The organism is Acidovorax sp. 100 (genome assembly GCF_003688355.1).
Lineage (GTDB): Bacteria > Pseudomonadota > Gammaproteobacteria > Burkholderiales > Burkholderiaceae_C > Acidovorax > Acidovorax delafieldii.
Map to the genome: position 1 here is coordinate 4,420,914 of NZ_REFD01000001.1, position 16,879 is coordinate 4,437,792.

Genomic DNA, 16,879 nt, shown 5'->3' on the forward strand with positions numbered 1-16,879 from the left:
CAACTGCGATAGTTGGAGCTTCATTGTAGGCAAAAAGGCCGCCTGAAAAAGCCCGCCCCTCGGCATCCAAGGGAAGTTGCCAGGGTGCAACAGGAATTTTATACACAGTTTATACACAGTCCGCACAAGAACAACGCTGGACAACTTGTGGGTGAGCTGTGGATCAACTGTGCATTGCTCAAAAACATCCCACATCGTGAACAGAGCGTCCGTCGATATGCAGATAAGCGTTGAACGCAAGTCTCTATTCTATCGAAACTGGTTGATGGACCTCTGAAAAGTTAGCAAAAGCTAACATCTAGACTGGTGTGGACGTCTCCTACCAACCCCTCAAAAAAAACCAGGCACCGACAATGGCCCCCTTGAAAAGTAGGGAATGGCCCGACTCCGGGCCATCCTCGTTCTCGCTTGTGGCGCTTATCTGCCGGGCCGAATCAGCGCGTACTGAGCCCACTCGCCGCGGCGATACAGCACGTTGATGGACTTGCTCTTATCAGCCTTGGACAGCACGGATTCAAACTCTTTCACGCCCGCCACTTCGGTGTTGGCAACCGACAGGATGATGTCCCCTTCCCGAAGGCCAGCGCGTGCTGCCGCGTCCGTGGCGGTCGCCACGACCACCCCGCCCTTGAGCTTGAGTTCCTTCTTCTGGGCATCCGTCAGTTCCGTCACTGACAAACCGATCTGCTGCGCAGCGGCAGAGGCCTTGGGTTTCTCCTCGCGCTCGGCTACTTTGGTGGCGGGCTTGTCAGGTTCGATCTCCGCGATGGTGATGGCCAGATCGCGGGATGCACCGCGACGGAACACCGTCACCGAACTGCGATTGCCTGGTTTGGTGTTGCCCACAAGGCGCGGCAGGTCTGCCACCTTCTCGATGGGTTTGCCATCAAAGCGCGTGATGATGTCGCCCGCCTCCACACCCGCTTTGTCGGCAGGCGATCCTGCCTCCACGCCCGTCACCAGAGCGCCCTGCGCCTTGCCCAGGCCAATCGACTCAGCAACATCCTTGGTGACTTGCCCGATCTGGACACCGATACGGCCACGCGTCACACGGCCCGAAGCGCGCAGCTGCTCACTCACACGGATGGCTTCATCCATGGGGATGGCGAACGAGATACCCATGAATCCGCCAGAGCGGGAATAGATCTGGCTGTTGATACCCACCACCTCACCACGCATGTTGATGAGCGGCCCGCCAGAGTTTCCGGGGTTGATGGCCACATCCGTCTGGATGAAGGGCAGGTAGTCACCCGTATCGCGCTGCTTGGCGCTGACGATGCCCGCAGTGACCGTGTTTTCCAGCCCAAAGGGTGAACCGATCGCCATCACCCACTCGCCCACTCGGAGGCGACTCACATCCCCCACTTTCACAGCAGGCAATCCTGACACCTCGATCTTCACAACGGCCACGTCAGTGCGCTTGTCAGCCCCCACGATGCGCGCCTTGAACTCACGCTTGTCCGTCAAGGTCACAATGACCTCGTCAGCGCCTTCAACCACATGCGCGTTGGTCATCACAAACCCGTCAGAGGTCAGAATGAAACCCGATCCCACTCCACGTGGCTGCGCCTCTTCTTCCTGTTGAGGCCGTTGAGGCCGCTGTTGACGCGGAGCATTGGGGATAGGTACCCCAAACCGGCGAAAGAATTCCAGCATCTCTTCGTCCATGCCATTGGCGTTGGCTCGACTGGACGCTTTCTCGACGGTGCGGATGTTGACCACCGACGGCCCCACCTGATCCACCAGATCGGTGAAATCAGGCAAGCCCCGAACCAGCGGTGCAGGTTGTGCCAACGCCGCATGGGGCGCTACCGAGACCGTGGCCAGACCACCCATCAGGCATGCCACTGCCACCGAACGCAACATACTTCCATCAAACTTCGGCATCTTCGACCTTTCTTGATTCTTGGCGAATGCTGTTCACGAATTGTGTGTGACTGTGAAGAGTGTGACGCCAAATGGTTCCCCGCATTCGTCACGCCCTCCATGCCCACACAAACCGCCAAATGACCGGGTATGGCGGCCCGCAGTCATCGGCAGCGCGGCTGTCAGCGCAGGCGCTCCAGCTGACCTACAAAAAGACGCAGTGTCTGCAGAGGTACCTCTCCCACTGCGGTCAACCACGTGTCTGACGGCCCACGCTGGGCTACCAGCTGTGTAGCCCCCATACTGGACACTTGGGGCTGCGCGGGATGGCGCTGCGGGTCGAAGGGCTCCAGAAACAACGACACCGAGGCCAGTCCATCGGAGTACAGGCACTGCAAGACACTGGAGGCATCCGGAGCGTCAGACACCGCCCGTCGGTGACAGCTGACAGGCACAAACCCGGCCACGGGCTGGCGCAAGGCCCAGCCTTCGGCCTTTGCCGTAGTTTTGACCACTGAGGGTGCTACTACCTTGTAACCCGACGTCGAGTCCATCAGACGCGTCAGCTGATCAACCTTCACCGGAGCATTGAGATCCAGCTCTGAAAAAGCCGCTTGCTCCAAGACCCGACCATCAGCCGCCAGCGTCTGCAGCTTCACCACCAGCCCGGTTTCGCGCTCGCTCCAGAGCCGATAACCGAAACGCAGGGTATCCGTAGGCTGAAACCAGACCACGTCCGACACGAAGCCAGCCACCCGCTCCTGCCCCAGCAGGCGGGGCGTGTAAAACTGGGCGATCGATGTACCGCTGACCACAGGTACGCGCGGAAAGAGCCCAGATGCATCGCGGCGATCTGACCGCACAACGCGCGCCTGGGGCAGGAAGGTACGAACTTCGTCGTTACGGCGATAGACCGTGCGTGGAGTGCCACTGAGCGATTCGACCCGCTCCAATTGTTGCTGGCCATCGCATGCGTGCCAGATGCGTGAGCTGGACATGGCGCCGTTGGCCGACAACACCACAAAGGTTCCGGCATAGGCTCGGCTGCACGGTGCGCTGTGCATACGCTCGATCCACTGCGCCATGTCGCGCTCGGCCACTGCAGTGGTAGTTGACTCAGAGGATGTAGCAGGAGCCCCCGCCACAGGCCCCATGAACAAGCCACACATCGCTGCGGCTATCAGCGAGCCAAGCCATCGAACCCGGGTATTTACAAAGACCTTCGCAACTCCAGAGGGGTTCATCACACGATCTCAGCGCCAGACATACCGTTCACGATTCAGCGGCCAGGAGTCTCAAAAGTAGCGTTGCGCAAAAAGCCAGCAGGCATCTGCAGGGCCGACGTACTGCCAAACTGCTTATGGGCCGCCAGCAACTCATCCAATCGAGGATCCCGGATCATCACTTGCTGGCCGTCTGCATCAGCAACAGCCACGACAGGCGCGCCTTGCGCCGTCGCACGCTCGGGGGAAGACGCGGCCAGTTGAGCCCCCGCTCCGCCCGCCCCCTGCAGCTGGGAAAACGAGGTCCAGCCAATGGCGGCCACGGCGGCCAGCGACGCAAAGCCCGCAACCATCTTCCAACGGAACACCGAAGCATTGGCAGCCACAGGCAGAGGGGCCGCTACGATGCCCAGCTGTGCTGGAACATGGGGACGCTGTGGCGGAGCCTCCTTGGCCAGCTCTTCGCGCAAGCGGGACAGAAACGCTGGATTTGCTGGCCGCGCCAAATCAGAAGAACGCAACGCATCGCCCACAAGGTGGTAAACCGCCCATGTGTCGCGTCCTTCGTCTTCCGCCGCCCAGGCCAGCGCATCGGCAAACTCATCGCCGTACAGCTGACCATCCGCCAGAGCAGATAGCTGTTCGCTCCGTCCGCCGGTCAAGCTGACGTCCGCCGAGGCGGTGATACCTGTTTGTGCCTTGTTCATTCAATCACCTCACCACCGTTTGCCCGACTGGTTTTCGAGCAAGGGGCGCACTTTGGCCGAAATGGCTTCTCGCGCCCGAAAAATTCGAGATCGCACCGTACCAATGGGGCACCCCATCGCGGTAGCAATTTCTTCATAACTGAGCCCTTCGATCTCTCGCAGCGTGACAGCTTGGCGCAGATCATCGGGCAAGGCCTCCATGGCTGCATTCACGACCTGGGCGATTTCCTGTGCCGCAAGGACAGTTTCGGGGGTTTCGTCGCTGGTTAGTTCGTGTCCAAGGCGGGAAGTTTCATCCTCGTCCTCCGAACCCCTGAATGCATTTTCGGAAATGACCGGGTTGCGCTTCATGTCCATGAGCGCCTTCTTGGCTGTATTGACAGCAATCCGGTACAGCCAGGTGTAAAACTGGGCGTCGCCGCGAAACTGATGCAGCGCCCGATAGGCTCGAATGAAGGTTTCCTGGGCAATGTCCTGCACCAGGTCCGTGTCGCGCACCATGCGCCCGATCAGTCGTTCGATGCGGCGTTGGTACTTGATGACCAGCAATTCATAGGCGCGCTGGTCGCCCGCTACCGTGCGCTCCACCAGTTGGAGGTCGCTGTCTTCGGAGGGGGAAGGCGGAATTACAGTCATGGATACTCAGTATTCACGCCCTGGGGCAGCTTGCCGGGCGGTTTCGTCAGCGTTGTCAGCGCCCGATCTGGCGCGCGAATATACCGCACGGCGCAAGTCCATCCAGCGCTCTGGCTGACTGGAGCGCTCCAGCCACAACCACAGCGGCGGATGTCCGACGAGCAAGATGCGCACCCACAGATGCGCCTGCAGATCCAGAAGCACCTCAGGGGGCGCCGAAAGCGTCAGCGGCACACTAGTGGGCGGCACCACTCGGTTCAGCGTCCAGGCTTGGCCGTCGAACTGCAGAACTCCACGGGTTTGGCTCCACCAAAAATGCATGACAGCCGCCATCGCTGGCAGCCAGAAGCACAGGGCCACTGCGATGGACAGATGCGCAGCACGGCTACCAAAAGCGATCCAGGCAACCAAAACGGCACCACCAGCAAGCACCCAGGCAGCCAACAGTACGCCCAGAGCCCGACTGCGACGCAGCGAATATTGGACAGAGGGAGGCCGTCTCGAAAGCCGCGTCACAAGACAGCTCCCTTCGACGGACGAATCAAGCGCCAACTCGATGACGGACGGACACCACAGTCAATGACACATCGCCCGCAGACCCACGAGCGATACGTATTGCCACCGAATCCGAGATGGGTATATGCGCGCAATCAGACGCGTTTGAATACCAGCGTTCCGTTGGTGCCGCCAAAGCCAAAGTTGTTCTTGACGGCCACATCAATCTTCATGTCCCGCGCCGTATTGGCGCAGTAGTCGAGATCGCACTCCGGATCCTGGTTGAACAGGTTGATGGTAGGCGGCACTTTTTGTTCATGCAGTGCCAGCACAGTAAACACACTCTCAATCCCCCCCGCACCACCGAGCAAGTGGCCCGTCATGGATTTGGTGGAGCTCACAACGGTCTTGTAGGCGTGGTCGCCCAAGGCCGCTTTGATTGCATTGGTTTCGTTGATGTCACCCAGAGGAGTGGACGTGCCGTGGGCGTTAAGGTAATCCACCTGATCGGCATTGATCCCGGCGTTGCGCAACGCGCTGAGCATGGCGCGCCGGGGCCCATCCATGTTGGGAGCCGTCATGTGACCTGCATCTGCACTCATGCCGAAACCGCTGAGTTCGGCATAAATCTTGGCGCCTCGCGCTTTGGCGTGTTCATACTCTTCGAGCACCATCACACCGGCGCCTTCGCCCAGCACAAAACCGTCGCGATCCTTGTCCCAGGGGCGGGATGCCGTCTTGGGGTCGTCGTTGCGGGTGGACAGGGCCCGCATGGCAGCAAAACCGCCGATGCCCAGCGGAGATACCGTGGATTCGGTACCGCCAGCCACGACCACGTCCGCATCGCCGTATTCGATCATGCGACCGGCCTCGCCGATACAGTGCAAGCCTGTCGTGCAGGCAGTCACCACGGCAAGGTTGGGACCCTTGAAGCCAAAGCGCATCGACACATGCCCTGCCACCATGTTGATGATGGACGCAGGTACAAAAAATGGGGTGATACGCCGTGGCCCGCGGCTGACCAGCTCGGCGTGGGTGTTTTCGATCAGCGGGAGGCCGCCAATGCCGGAGCCGATCACGCAGGCAATGCGTGTGGCGAACTCCTCACTGAGCGCTTCACCCGTGGGAAGCCCTGCGTCCTGGACGGCCTGCGCTGCAGCAGCGATGCCGTAGTGGATAAAGGCATCCATCGCGCGCGCATCCTTGGCGCTGATGTACGACTCCAGGTCAAGACCTTTGACCTCTCCCGCAATCTTGCAGGCGAAGTTCGATGCATCGAACTTGGTGATGAGGTCAATGCCGGACTGGCCGGCAAGGAGATTGGCCCAGGACTCGGCCACCGTGTTACCCACGGGGCTGACGCAACCCAGGCCGGTCACGACAACGCGACGACGGCTCATGCGTATAAAACCTTCTGCTGATCGCTTGAGTCAGGCGCAGGGCGCCGCTCAGGCCTTCTGGTGGGTGTTGGCGTAGTCGATGGCGTTTTGCACCGTGGTGATCTTCTCGGCGTCTTCGTCCGGGATCTCGATGCCGAATTCGTCTTCCAGAGCCATCACCAGTTCCACCGTGTCGAGCGAGTCGGCACCGAGGTCTGCCACGAAGGCCTTTTCATTGGTGACTTGGGACTCTTCCACACCGAGTTGTTCGGCAATGATTTTTTTGACGCGTGCTTCGATATCGCTCATGGTTTCCCTCTGGGGGTTGTGAATGAATCCGCGATTCTAGCCGCTTAAGGAGAAGCCCCTAAACGACCCGCCGTCCGGATGAACCGGCGTTAACTTTCAATAACTACATGTACATGCCGCCATTGACATGCAACTCCTGCCCCGTCACATAGCCAGCCTCGCGCGAGGCAAGGTACGCCACTGCGTGCGCGATGTCGGCCGGCTTGCCCATGTGACCCAGCGGGATCTGCGCATTGAGCGCTTTTTGCTGGTCTTCGGGTAACACGGAGGTCATGTCGGTCTCGATGAAACCGGGTGCCACGCAGTTCACGGTGATGCTGCGACTGCCCAGCTCACGGGCCAGTGCGCGCGTCATGCCCGCCACACCCGCCTTGGCCGCAGCGTAGTTGGCCTGACCTGGATTGCCCGACGCACCCACTACGCTGGTGATGCTGATGATGCGCCCAAAGCGCTGCTTCATCATCGGCCGGATCGCTGCGCGGCTCGTGCGGAATACCGCCTTGAGATTGGTGTCCAGCACGGCATCCCAGTCGTCGTCTTTCATGCGCATGGCCAGAGTGTCGCGCGTAATGCCCGCGTTGTTCACCAGCACATGCAGGCCGCCTTGCTGCTTGACGATGGCGTCCATCAGGGCCTCGACCGCAGCCACATCGTTCACGTTCAGATTGGCACCGCGGCAACCAGGGTAAGCCGACAGCGCCTGGCTGATGCGCGCAGCGCCTTCATCCGTGGTGGCTGTACCCACCACCTGGTAGCCGCGCACCGCCAACTCCAGGGCAATGGCAGCACCGATGCCGCGCGATGCACCCGTCACCAGCGCCACTTGCGCTGCCTGCACTGCTGTCTGGGTCGATTCCGTCATGCCAACAACTCCCGGGTTTCAGCCAGTGTGGCCGAGTCAAACAATGCTGCGCCGACCAGTTCAGGGTCGATGCGTTTGGTGAGGCCTGCCAGCACCTTGCCAGGGCCACATTCAATGATGTGCGTCACACCACGGCCTTTCAGCGCGTGCACGCATTCCACCCAGCGCACGGGGCCAAAGGCCTGGCGGTAGAGCGCTTCGCGAATGGCATCAACGTCTTGCTGCACCACCACGTCCACGTTGTTGACCACCGGAATCTGAGGGGTAGCAAGCGCAACCTCCGCCAGCGCCATACGCAGCTTTTCAGCCGCAGGCTTCATCAGGCTGGAATGGAAAGGCGCCGACACTGGCAGGGGCAATGCGCGCTTGGCGCCCGCCGCCTTGAGCACCTCACAGGCCTTGTCCACACCCGCCTTGGTACCGGCGATCACGGTCTGGATCGGATCGTTGAAATTGACAGCCTCCACCACCTCAGCCGTACCTGGCCCGAACGATGCCAAAGCCTCAGCACAACCAGCGATGACCTTGGAAGCCTCCATGCCCAGAATGGCCGCCATGGCGCCTGTGCCGACAGGCACCGCCTCTTGCATGGCCGCCGCACGCAGCCGCACCAGAGGGGCCGCCTGCGCGAGCGTCAACACACCAGCCGCCACCAGAGCGGAGTATTCGCCCAGCGAATGCCCGGCAACGGCCACCGGGGCTGCGCCGCCTTCTGCGCGCCACACCCGCCATGCCGCCACGCCAGCGACCAGCATCACCGGCTGAGTGTTGGTGGTCAGGGCCAAAGCCTCCTTGGGGCCTTCCTTGATCAGCAGGCCGACATCCTCACCCAAAGCATCCGAGGCTTCCTGCAGGGTCTGCGCCACCACCGGGTGGTCACCCCAACCATCGAGCATGCCAACCGATTGCGAGCCTTGCCCCGGAAAGACAAATGCAAAAGACTTCATGAAAAATCCAGAAATATGATGAAACCGGCCGGTAGCGCAGGTACTTATTGCGCCAGCAGCTACAACTTCAGGAGCACAGCACCCCAGGTAAAACCACCACCCACGCCTTCGAGCAGCAGGGTTTCGCCTTTCTTGACCTGACCGGTGCGCACCCCATGGTCCAGAGCCAGCGGAATGGAAGCTGCCGAGGTGTTGCCGTGTTGGTCCACCGTGACCACCACCTTGTCCATGGACATCTTCAGTTTGCGGGCGGTGCTCTGCATGATGCGGATGTTGGCCTGGTGCGGGATCAGCCAGTCGATATCGGCCTCGGTCAGCCCGGCCTTGGCCAGGGCCGCGTGGGCCGCCTTTTCCAGCACACCCACTGCCAGCTTGAAGACCGCCTGTCCGTCCATTTTGAGGACCGGGTCCCCAAGCACCTTGCCGCCGGACACATTGCCGGGCACACACAAAATATCGACATGCTTGCCGTCGGCGTGCAGGTCGCTCGACAGAATGCCAGGCGTGTCAGAGGCCTCCAGTACCACAGCGCCCGCACCATCACCGAACAACACACACGTGGTGCGGTCGTTGAAGTCCAGGATGCGGCTGAAAACCTCTGCACCAATCACCAGCGCGCGATTGGCAGCACCTGTCTGGATCATGGCGTCCGCCACGGACAGGGCATAGACAAAACCGCTGCACACAGCTTGCACATCAAACGCAGGGCATCCATTGGCACCCAGCTTGTTCTGCAAGATACAAGCAACGGACGGGAACACCATGTCCGGCGTGGACGTGGCCACGATGATCAGATCGATATCGGTGGGCTGCAGGCCGGCGGCCTGCAGGGCATTGCGCGCAGCCTCCAACCCCAAGTCGCTGGCGGTCACATCCGGCGCCGCAAAGTGGCGCGCCCGGATGCCGGTGCGCTCCACGATCCATTCATTGGAGGTTTCGATACCGCGCTGGCCCAGTTCAGCAACCAGATCAGCGTTGGTCAACCGGCGGGGAGGCAGGTAGCTGCCGGTGCCGGTAATGCGGGAATAACGTCTCATTATTTTGCGGTCGCCGCAACGCCAGGCTGGGGCTGGGCATCTGCAGGCGCCAGCAGGGGCGCCGCGTGCGCAATCCGGGTCCGGACACGGTCGAGCAGGTTGTTGCGGGCTGCATCATACGCCCGGTTCAACGCCTGCTCGAAAGCCATGGCGTCTGCCGATCCGTGACTCTTGAACACCAGCCCGCGCAGGCCGAGCAGCGCAGCGCCGTTGTAACGGCGGTAATCCATGCGCTTCATTAACGCTTTTAAGATCGGATAGGCGACGATAGCGGCCATTTTGGTAAAAATGTGGCGCGAAAATTCGGTTTTAAGTGCTCCGATGATCATCGAGGCCACACCTTCGCTGGCCTTGAGCGCCACATTGCCCACAAAACCATCACAGACCACGATATCCACCGTCCCCTTGAAGATATCGTTGCCCTCGACATTGCCATAGAAGTTCAAATCACCGGAATTAGCTGCAGATCGCAGCAATTCACCCGCCTTTTTGATCACCTCACTGCCTTTGATGACCTCTTCTCCAATGTTCAGCAATCCCACCGTGGGCTCGCCACCCTCCTGAAGGACGGATACCAGGGCAGAGCCCATCACGGCGAACTGCAGCAGGTGCTCGGCCGAGCAATCGACGTTGGCCCCCAGGTCCAGCACCGTGGTGGCACCACCGGTGGCGTTGGGCAACTGGGTAGCGATGGCAGGACGGTCGATCCCGTCCAACGTCTTGAGCAGATAGCGGGCAATGGCCATCAAGGCACCGGTATTGCCCGCAGACACAGCCGCCGAAGCCGTGCCATCCTTGACTTGCTGGATGGCCACGCGCATCGAAGAATCTTTCTTCTTGCGCAAGGCCACTTCCACCGGGTCATCCATAGCGACCACTTCGGTAGCGGGAACGATGGTGGCTCGGTCGTGGGAGAACGATTGCAGGCTGTCCGCCAAGCCAACGAGCAGCAGACGGGCATCCGGGTGGTGGTCGAGAAACTGGCGGCACGCCGCGAGCGTGACGCGGGGGCCATGGTCGCCCCCCATGCAGTCAACAGCCAGTGTGATCATGGGCGACTTGTCCGGCCGGCCCAAAGGGCCGAGAGATGAATACGACGGTCAAAACAAAGGCCCGCGCTACAGGGTTTGTAGCAACGGGCCTTTGGATGGGGTGAAGGTCAGGCTTCAGACTTGTTCTTCAGCACCTGACGGCCACGGTAGAAACCGTTGGGGCTGATGTGGTGACGCAGGTGCGTTTCACCGGTGGTGGGTTCCACAGCAATGCCTGGCACGTTCAGGGCATTGTGCGAGCGGTGCATGCCGCGCTTGGAAGGGGACTTTTTGTTTTGCTGAACGGCCATGATGGCTCCTGATCTGGAATAGGTTGGTAAAAACGCGATCAGCCCAAAAAGACACGATGGGGTTCGCGTGAAGCCCACGATTATAACCCAAATGATTTTTGGGTCGATGAATCAGTCCTTGGCGTCTTTGCGCAAGGCTGCCAGCGCGGCAAACGGGTTGGGTTTTTCGGCGTTGGCTTCTTCAAAATCGTCGTCCGAAGACGCCAGCGGCACCGAGGTCGGGCACTCGTCGTGTTTGGGCACCACGGGCAACGCCATCAACAGTTCGTCTTCGATGAGTTCGTGCAGATCAAACTCGCGGCTCAGGGCCAGCAGGTCTTCTTCGCTCTCATCGTCCAGGGCCTCGGCCGTGGCTTCGTCCGCCACAAAGCGGAACTCACGATCCACCTCCAGGGGCACATCGACCGGCGTCAGGCAGCGCTGGCACTCCATGGGGAAGCTGGCGCGCACTTTGATATGCAGCCAGACCTGCCCCATGCCTCCCAGGGCAGTGCGCACCTCGCCCGTCGCCTCCCAGTCCACCAGCAGATCGGGGTGCAGGCCCTTGGCCTCCTGCGCCAGGCGTTCGTATTTCAGCAGCGAGTCGTGGCCCGCCAGCCGACCGCCCGCCTGTGCAAAGGCTTTCACGTCGAGGCGCTGTGCGGAGAATTCCTTGGTCATGGCGGCAGTGTAAGAGAATCGGCGCATGCATCAATCCCCCTCCCCGCAACGCCCTCTGGTATTGGGCTCGACCTCGCGCTACCGGCGCGAATTGCTGGAACGGCTGAACCTGCCTTTCGAAGTGACCGCCCCCCACGTCGATGAGACCCCCCTGCCCGGCGAGGCGCCCCGCGCCCTGGCCTTGCGCCTGGCTCTGGCCAAAGCGCAAGCTGTGGCGCGGCAGCACCCCGAAGCCGTGGTGATCGGATCCGACCAGGTGGCCGACCTGGCCGGGGAGCCGCTGGGCAAACCGGGCCAACACGATCGCGCGGTGCAGCAGTTGCGCCAGATGCGCGGCCAGACGGTGGTGTTCCAAACCGCCCTGGCGGTGGTGTGCGCGGCCACCGGCTTTGAACAGGTGGACCTCGCCCCCGTGGAGGTGAAGTTCCGAGACTTGTCGGATGAAGAAATCGAGCGCTACCTGCGCGCCGAGCAGCCCTACGACTGCGCAGGCAGCGCCAAGAGCGAAGGCCTTGGTATTGCCCTGCTGGACGCCATCCACAGCGACGACCCCACGGCACTCATCGGGCTGCCACTGATCCGCACATGCCGCATGCTGCGCGCAGCAGGGCTGGTGCTGCCATGAACGTAAAAACCGGCACGCTGTTTCTGGTGCCCGCCCCCCTCGACTTTGGCTGCGACACCCAGGCCCCACTGCAGGATGCCCTGCCCTCAGCCACCCTGCAGACAGCCGCCCGACTGACCCACTGGGTGTGCGAAAACGCCAAGAGCACGCGCGCCTACCTCAAGCGCATTGACGCGCTGCACCCCCTGGCCCTCTCTTTGCAGCAACAGCAGATCACTGAGTTGCCGCGTGAAGTGCACAAAAAAGGCGACCACGGCGACAAAGGCTCGGCGCCGTTCGACGCCCGCCCGCTGCTGGCTGCGGCCTTGAACGGGCACGACATCGGCTTGGTCAGCGAAGCGGGCATGCCCGCAGTGGCTGACCCTGGCTCGTCGGTGGTGCGGGCTGCGCACGACCTGGGCCTGCGCGTGGTGCCGTTGGTAGGGCCGGTGTCGCTGCTGCTGGCCCTGGCTGCCAGTGGCCTCAATGGACAAAACTTCGCCTTCGTCGGCTACCTGCCACAAGACGGACAAGAGCGCACACAGCGCATCAAGGAGCTGGAAGGCATCGCGCTGCGCACGGGCCAGACCCAGCTGTTCATCGAGACCCCGTACCGCAACCCGGCCCTGTGGCAGGCACTGGTTCAGACCCTGCAGCCGCACACCCGGCTGGCGCTGGCCAGCGGCCTGACCCTGCCCGACGCGCGGGTGCAAAGTCAGCTGGTACGCCAGTGGAAGCAGCAGCCCGCACCGCCGGACAACCGCACCCCCGTGGTGTTTGCGCTGGGGCGTTGAGGCAGCGACGGAGTAACACGCTACGGGCGAGGCGCCTGGAATGCTACATATTCAAGAGCATTCCAGGCATATTCCACTAGCGCAACCGCCCCAAAACACCCCCAAAAACCCTCAGACCGCTGCACAACGGCCCCACACCGGCACCGCAGCACAGCGCAACCAGGCCCCACAAAAAAGCCCCGGCAGATACCTCTGCAGGGGCTTCGAATAGACATCTGCCGTCGATGCAAGGGCTTGCGCGGATGATCACGCCCCCTGCCGACTCCGAGGCGAATATCAGCGCAACTGTGGCCCCGATATGGCCAGCGACTTGACGGCGCCCATGCCCACCGCCGCGCCAAACCGCTTGGCCAGGCGCTCGGCCACGTTGTCGCGGCGGGTGTAGTCGATGATGTCTTCGGCCTTGACCACTTCGCGCGCGACATAGTCCAGGTTGCCCAGCTTGTCCGCCAGGCCCATTTCCACGGCCTGCTGGCCCGTCCAGAACAAGCCGCTGAAGGTATCGGGCGTGGTCTTGAGACGGTCACCGCGCCCTGCTTTCACCACGGCAATGAACTGTTGGTGGATCTGGTCGAGCATGGTCTGCGCGTAGGCGCGCTGCTTCTCGGTCTGCGGGCTGAAGGGGTCCAGAAAACCCTTGTTCTCGCCTGCGGTGAGCAAGCGGCGCTCCACGCCCACCTTCTCCATCACGCCGGTGAACCCAAAGCCGTCCATCAGCACACCAATGCTGCCCACGATGCTGGCCTTGTCCACGTAGATATCGTCGGCGGCAGCTGCAATGTAGTAGGCAGCCGAGGCGCAGGTTTCTTCGACCACGGCGTAGATCGGCTTGTTGTGCTTGGCTTTCAGGCGCACGATCTCATCGTTGATGATGCCGGCCTGCACAGGACTGCCACCGGGCGAGTTGATGAGCAGCACCAGCGCTTGCGAGCCCTCATCCTCCAGCGCGCTGCGCATGGCGGCCACCACAAACTCGGCACTGGCCTCGGCGCCACTGGCGATCTCGCCCTTGATATCCACCACGGCGGTGTGCGGCGTGCTTTTGCTGGTGCTGGGCGACGCCTGACGCAGGGCCACGAACGCAACAGCAGCAAACAACACCAGCCATGCCAGGCGGAAAAAAATCTTCCAGCGGCGGGTGCTGCGTTGTTCGTTGAGGGCGGCAAAGGCCAGCTTTTCCAGCGTGGCGCGTTCCCACCCGGGTTCACGCGATGAATCGCTCACAGGGGCTCCTGAATTAGTAGCTGCTTGCGCCCACAGATCGGGGGCGGAATTGCTTTTGGGGTCAAAGCCCGACGAGGCGGGCTGCTGGGGGTCTGTCATGTCATGCGTCCTGGGCACTGCACCGCTGCGGCCCGCGCGTTGCGGTGGCCCGCGTCGGGCGGCAGCACATCAGGGTAATTCATCTGGATTTTCTAGAACTCTACAGGCTGCAGGTTGTAGGCAGTATGCCAGCGCACCACACCATCGCTCTCCGACAGGGCAATTTTGACCAGCCCACCGCGGCAGGGACCTCCCGCGCACTGGCCGGTATGAGGCAAGTAGGCCGCACCGTGGGTGGCACACAACAGCCAGTTGCCTGTGTCATCAAAAAAGCGGTTGGGCTGGTAGTCCATCTCCATCGCCACATGGGTGCAGCGGTTGAGGTAAGCGTGCGGCAGGCCTCGGTAGCGAATCGCAAAGGCCCTGCACGTCTGGCCTGCGTACTGCACATCAAACGGCACGGCCAAGCCTCCATCGATAAGGTCGGCACTGTTGCACAGCGCGATAGGCTGATCAGTGGAGGGTATGGTCATGGGCTCGTCCCGCTCCGATACCCGCGTCAAGCGTTGTGCAGCAGCCAGTCGTGCAGCTCGCGCACCGAATGCACAACCGCCAGCGGCTGGAGGGCATGAAAGGCGTCGGGCTCGTGTGCGCCATAGCTCACCCCTACGCTCGCACAGCCCGCGTTGACCGCCATCTGCAGATCATGGGTGGTGTCGCCAATCATCAGCAGGCGCTCAGGCGCCACGTCAAATTCGGCCATCAGCTCCTGCAGCATCAGGGGGTGCGGCTTGCCAGCGGTCTGGTCGGCGGTGCGGGAGCCGTCGAACACGCCGCGCAAATCCACCGAATGCAGCGCCTCGTCCAGCCCGCGCCGGCTTTTGCCCGTGGCCACGGCCAGCAGGTGCCCACGTTCACGCAGATCGCTCAGCAGCGGCAACACGCCATCGAACAGGCTCAGGTCGTCCTGGTGCTGGATGTAGTGGAAGCGGTAGCGGTTGCCCAGCTCGGTGTACTTTTCGGGCGGCACATCGGGGGCGGCATGGGCCAGCGCCTGCATCAGGCCCATGCCAATCACATAGGCGGCCTCCTTGTCTGTGGGTACCGTGCCGCCCACGTCGCGCACCGCTGCCTGGATGCAGCGCACGATGATGGCGGTGGAGTCGAACAGGGTTCCATCCCAGTCAAAGGCGATGAGGTCGAAGCGGCGCGGACGGAAGTTTTTGGCAGACATGGAGGGGGTTCTTCGCGCAGGATCGTCAGGCAGGGGACACAAAATCGGCCAGCTCAGGGGGTAGCTCGGCAATCAGTTGCACACGCTCGCCCGAGGCGGGGTGGTTGAACTGTAACCGCCATGCGTGCAGGAACATGCGCTTCATCGAGAGCTTCTGCAGGCGCTTGTTGAGGTCAAAGTCACCGTATTTATCGTCACCCACGATGGCGTGGCCCTGGCTAGCCAGGTGCACACGGATCTGATGGGTGCGGCCGGTCTTGATGGTCACCTCCAGCAGGGACATCGCCGGCAGGCCTTGAGCGGGGCGCGCGGGCACGGTGCTGCGCACCTTGACCAGCGTGATGGAGCGCATGCCATCCGGGTCATCGGCCGTGGTCACACGCACGCGGCGCTCGCCGTCGGCCTGCAGGTACTTGTGCAGTGGCAGGTCGATGACCTTTTTGTTGGCAGGCCAGATGCCCGTGACGAGTGCCAGATAGGTCTTGCCTGTCTCGCGCTCACGGAACTGGTCTTGCAGGTGAGTGAGCGCTGACCGCTTCTTGGCCACCAGCAGGATGCCCGAGGTCTCGCGGTCCAGACGGTGCACCAGTTCCAAGAACTTGGACGCCGGCCGCGCCTGGCGCAATTGCTCGATCACGCCAAAACTCACGCCGCTGCCGCCGTGCACCGCCACGCCCGCGGGCTTGTCCAGGGCAATCAGGTGCTCGTCTTCGAGCAGGATGGGAAATTCGCGCGCAGGCGCCGGACGCTCGGCCTTCTCGGCCACCTTGTCGGAGATGCGCACGGGCGGCAGGCGCACCACGTCCCCTGCTTGCACGCGGGTGTCGGCGCTCACGCGGCCTTTGTTGATGCGGACCTCACCGCTGCGGATGATGCGGTAGACATGCGTTTTTGGCACGCCTTTCAAGTGGCGTATCAAAAAGTTATCGAGCCGCTGGCCAGCGGAGTCAGCATCCACTTCCACCAGGCGGGCTGCGGGAAGCCCCGCAGGGGCTGTGGGCGGTTTGGCCCCTATAATGTGTTTCACCTGCGCGTTGTTATGTAAGTGGTTGATTTGTCTGGAGTTTAGTCCACACAGCCCTTGCCCCTCACGCAGGCAGGTCGATGCCACCGGGCGTCGTGCGCGCAGATTGCAGGCCAGATGCCTGTGGTGGCCAGCACGCCGTGCGGCGGGCTGACAGATTGAAACACTGATACGGAATCCCCCAAGCTGGCAGATGTTCCCTACCCGGGCGCAGCCTGTCAGCGGATCAAAGCGAGCATGTGGTTGTTGATGAGCTGGATGGTGACCTTGTGGCGGTGGCTGATGCCCCCGGCTGCACGCTCCAATTCAGCCCCAACGCCCAGCCAGCAAGCGCAACCAGCTACTCTTTTGCTAGCAAAACTGCGCTCCTACCACTCGCCCCCATCCACGCGCCCCTGCCTCACGATGCTGCGCTAGAGCGCGGCAGATCATTGGCATTCCCGGCAATTCCCTTCGTTTCGATGCGTCAGTCCAGGCATTCACAGCTCCTGTAGAGC

At 61.9% G+C, this 16,879-nt stretch carries 19 protein-coding genes; 2 read left to right on the forward strand and 17 right to left on the reverse strand.

Going from position 1 to position 16,879, the window contains the following annotated elements; all coding sequences use genetic code 11:
- Positions 1 to 417: 417 nt before the first annotated feature.
- The 13 genes from C8C96_RS20290 to C8C96_RS20350 form a co-directional block, all read right to left on the reverse strand.
- Positions 418 to 1,887, reverse strand: coding sequence for a Do family serine endopeptidase (locus tag C8C96_RS20290; protein WP_121943429.1), 1,470 nt, complete (start codon positions 1,885 to 1,887; stop codon positions 418 to 420).
- A 161-nt stretch (positions 1,888 to 2,048) separates the two neighbouring features.
- Complete coding sequence (locus tag C8C96_RS20295) at positions 2,049 to 2,951, reverse strand: MucB/RseB C-terminal domain-containing protein (RefSeq protein ID WP_370107366.1); 903 nt, start codon at positions 2,949 to 2,951, stop codon at positions 2,049 to 2,051.
- 194 nt (positions 2,952 to 3,145) lie between these two features.
- The gene (locus C8C96_RS20300) at positions 3,146 to 3,796 is read right to left on the reverse strand and encodes a sigma-E factor negative regulatory protein (protein ID WP_121943430.1); all 651 of its coding nucleotides are present in this window, start codon (positions 3,794 to 3,796) and stop codon (positions 3,146 to 3,148) included.
- 9 nt (positions 3,797 to 3,805) lie between these two features.
- Complete coding sequence (gene rpoE / locus C8C96_RS20305) at positions 3,806 to 4,432, reverse strand: RNA polymerase sigma factor RpoE (RefSeq protein WP_015013192.1); 627 nt, start codon at positions 4,430 to 4,432, stop codon at positions 3,806 to 3,808.
- Between the two features lie 6 nt (positions 4,433 to 4,438).
- Positions 4,439 to 4,876: a hypothetical protein gene (locus C8C96_RS20310; RefSeq protein WP_233584278.1), complete on the reverse strand. Its 438-nt coding sequence runs from the start codon at positions 4,874 to 4,876 to the stop codon at positions 4,439 to 4,441.
- A gap of 206 nt (positions 4,877 to 5,082) precedes the next feature.
- Entirely contained in the window at positions 5,083 to 6,327 is a 1,245-nt protein-coding gene (gene fabF / locus C8C96_RS20315) for a beta-ketoacyl-ACP synthase II (RefSeq protein ID WP_121943431.1), read from the reverse strand.
- Positions 6,328 to 6,375: 48 nt separating this feature from the next.
- Positions 6,376 to 6,615: an acyl carrier protein gene (gene acpP, locus C8C96_RS20320; protein ID WP_003058049.1), complete on the reverse strand. Its 240-nt coding sequence runs from the start codon at positions 6,613 to 6,615 to the stop codon at positions 6,376 to 6,378.
- A 103-nt stretch (positions 6,616 to 6,718) separates the two neighbouring features.
- Complete coding sequence (fabG, locus tag C8C96_RS20325) at positions 6,719 to 7,477, reverse strand: 3-oxoacyl-ACP reductase FabG (protein ID WP_056061353.1); 759 nt, start codon at positions 7,475 to 7,477, stop codon at positions 6,719 to 6,721.
- Positions 7,474 to 8,424, reverse strand: a complete 951-nt coding sequence (fabD, locus tag C8C96_RS20330; protein WP_121943432.1) for an ACP S-malonyltransferase — start codon at positions 8,422 to 8,424, stop codon at positions 7,474 to 7,476. Before fabD ends, fabG begins: the two co-directional genes overlap by 4 nt.
- 59 nt (positions 8,425 to 8,483) lie before the next feature.
- Positions 8,484 to 9,461: a beta-ketoacyl-ACP synthase III gene (locus tag C8C96_RS20335; RefSeq protein ID WP_121943433.1), complete on the reverse strand. Its 978-nt coding sequence runs from the start codon at positions 9,459 to 9,461 to the stop codon at positions 8,484 to 8,486.
- Positions 9,461 to 10,513 carry a phosphate acyltransferase PlsX gene (gene plsX / locus C8C96_RS20340; RefSeq protein WP_121943434.1) on the reverse strand — a complete coding sequence of 351 codons (1,053 nt, stop codon included), beginning with the start codon at positions 10,511 to 10,513 and terminating at the stop codon, positions 9,461 to 9,463. Before plsX ends, C8C96_RS20335 begins: the two co-directional genes overlap by 1 nt.
- A 107-nt stretch (positions 10,514 to 10,620) precedes the next feature.
- A complete protein-coding gene (gene rpmF, locus C8C96_RS20345; protein ID WP_005794249.1) occupies positions 10,621 to 10,803 on the reverse strand; it encodes a 50S ribosomal protein L32 in 183 nt (60 codons plus the stop codon).
- 111 nt (positions 10,804 to 10,914) lie between these two features.
- Positions 10,915 to 11,463, reverse strand: a complete 549-nt coding sequence (locus tag C8C96_RS20350) for a DUF177 domain-containing protein (RefSeq protein ID WP_056061340.1) — start codon at positions 11,461 to 11,463, stop codon at positions 10,915 to 10,917.
- Between the two features lie 25 nt (positions 11,464 to 11,488).
- Here C8C96_RS20350 and C8C96_RS20355 point away from each other — a divergent pair, with 25 nt between their 5' ends.
- Both C8C96_RS20355 and C8C96_RS20360 read left to right on the forward strand, forming a co-directional pair.
- Entirely contained in the window at positions 11,489 to 12,088 is a 600-nt protein-coding gene (locus C8C96_RS20355; protein WP_056747581.1) for a Maf family nucleotide pyrophosphatase, read from the forward strand.
- On the forward strand, positions 12,085 to 12,861 hold the full coding sequence (locus C8C96_RS20360) for an SAM-dependent methyltransferase (RefSeq protein ID WP_121943435.1): 777 nt from the start codon (positions 12,085 to 12,087) through the stop codon (positions 12,859 to 12,861). The genes C8C96_RS20355 and C8C96_RS20360 overlap by 4 nt, the downstream gene beginning before the upstream one ends.
- Positions 12,862 to 13,137: 276 nt before the next feature.
- Here C8C96_RS20360 and C8C96_RS20365 read toward each other — a convergent pair whose 3' ends face one another.
- The 4 genes from C8C96_RS20365 to C8C96_RS20380 form a co-directional block, all read right to left on the reverse strand.
- Positions 13,138 to 14,184, reverse strand: a complete 1,047-nt coding sequence (locus tag C8C96_RS20365) for a S49 family peptidase (protein WP_099729682.1) — start codon at positions 14,182 to 14,184, stop codon at positions 13,138 to 13,140.
- A gap of 92 nt (positions 14,185 to 14,276) precedes the next feature.
- Complete coding sequence (locus C8C96_RS20370; RefSeq protein ID WP_121943436.1) at positions 14,277 to 14,657, reverse strand: Rieske 2Fe-2S domain-containing protein; 381 nt, start codon at positions 14,655 to 14,657, stop codon at positions 14,277 to 14,279.
- A 26-nt stretch (positions 14,658 to 14,683) separates the two neighbouring features.
- On the reverse strand, positions 14,684 to 15,358 hold the full coding sequence (locus C8C96_RS20375) for an HAD family hydrolase (RefSeq protein WP_108497127.1): 675 nt from the start codon (positions 15,356 to 15,358) through the stop codon (positions 14,684 to 14,686).
- A 25-nt stretch (positions 15,359 to 15,383) separates the two neighbouring features.
- Positions 15,384 to 16,385 (reverse strand): RluA family pseudouridine synthase, encoded by a 1,002-nt coding sequence (locus C8C96_RS20380; RefSeq protein ID WP_121943437.1) that lies wholly within the window; start codon positions 16,383 to 16,385, stop codon positions 15,384 to 15,386.
- Between the last annotated feature and the right edge of the window lie 494 nt (positions 16,386 to 16,879).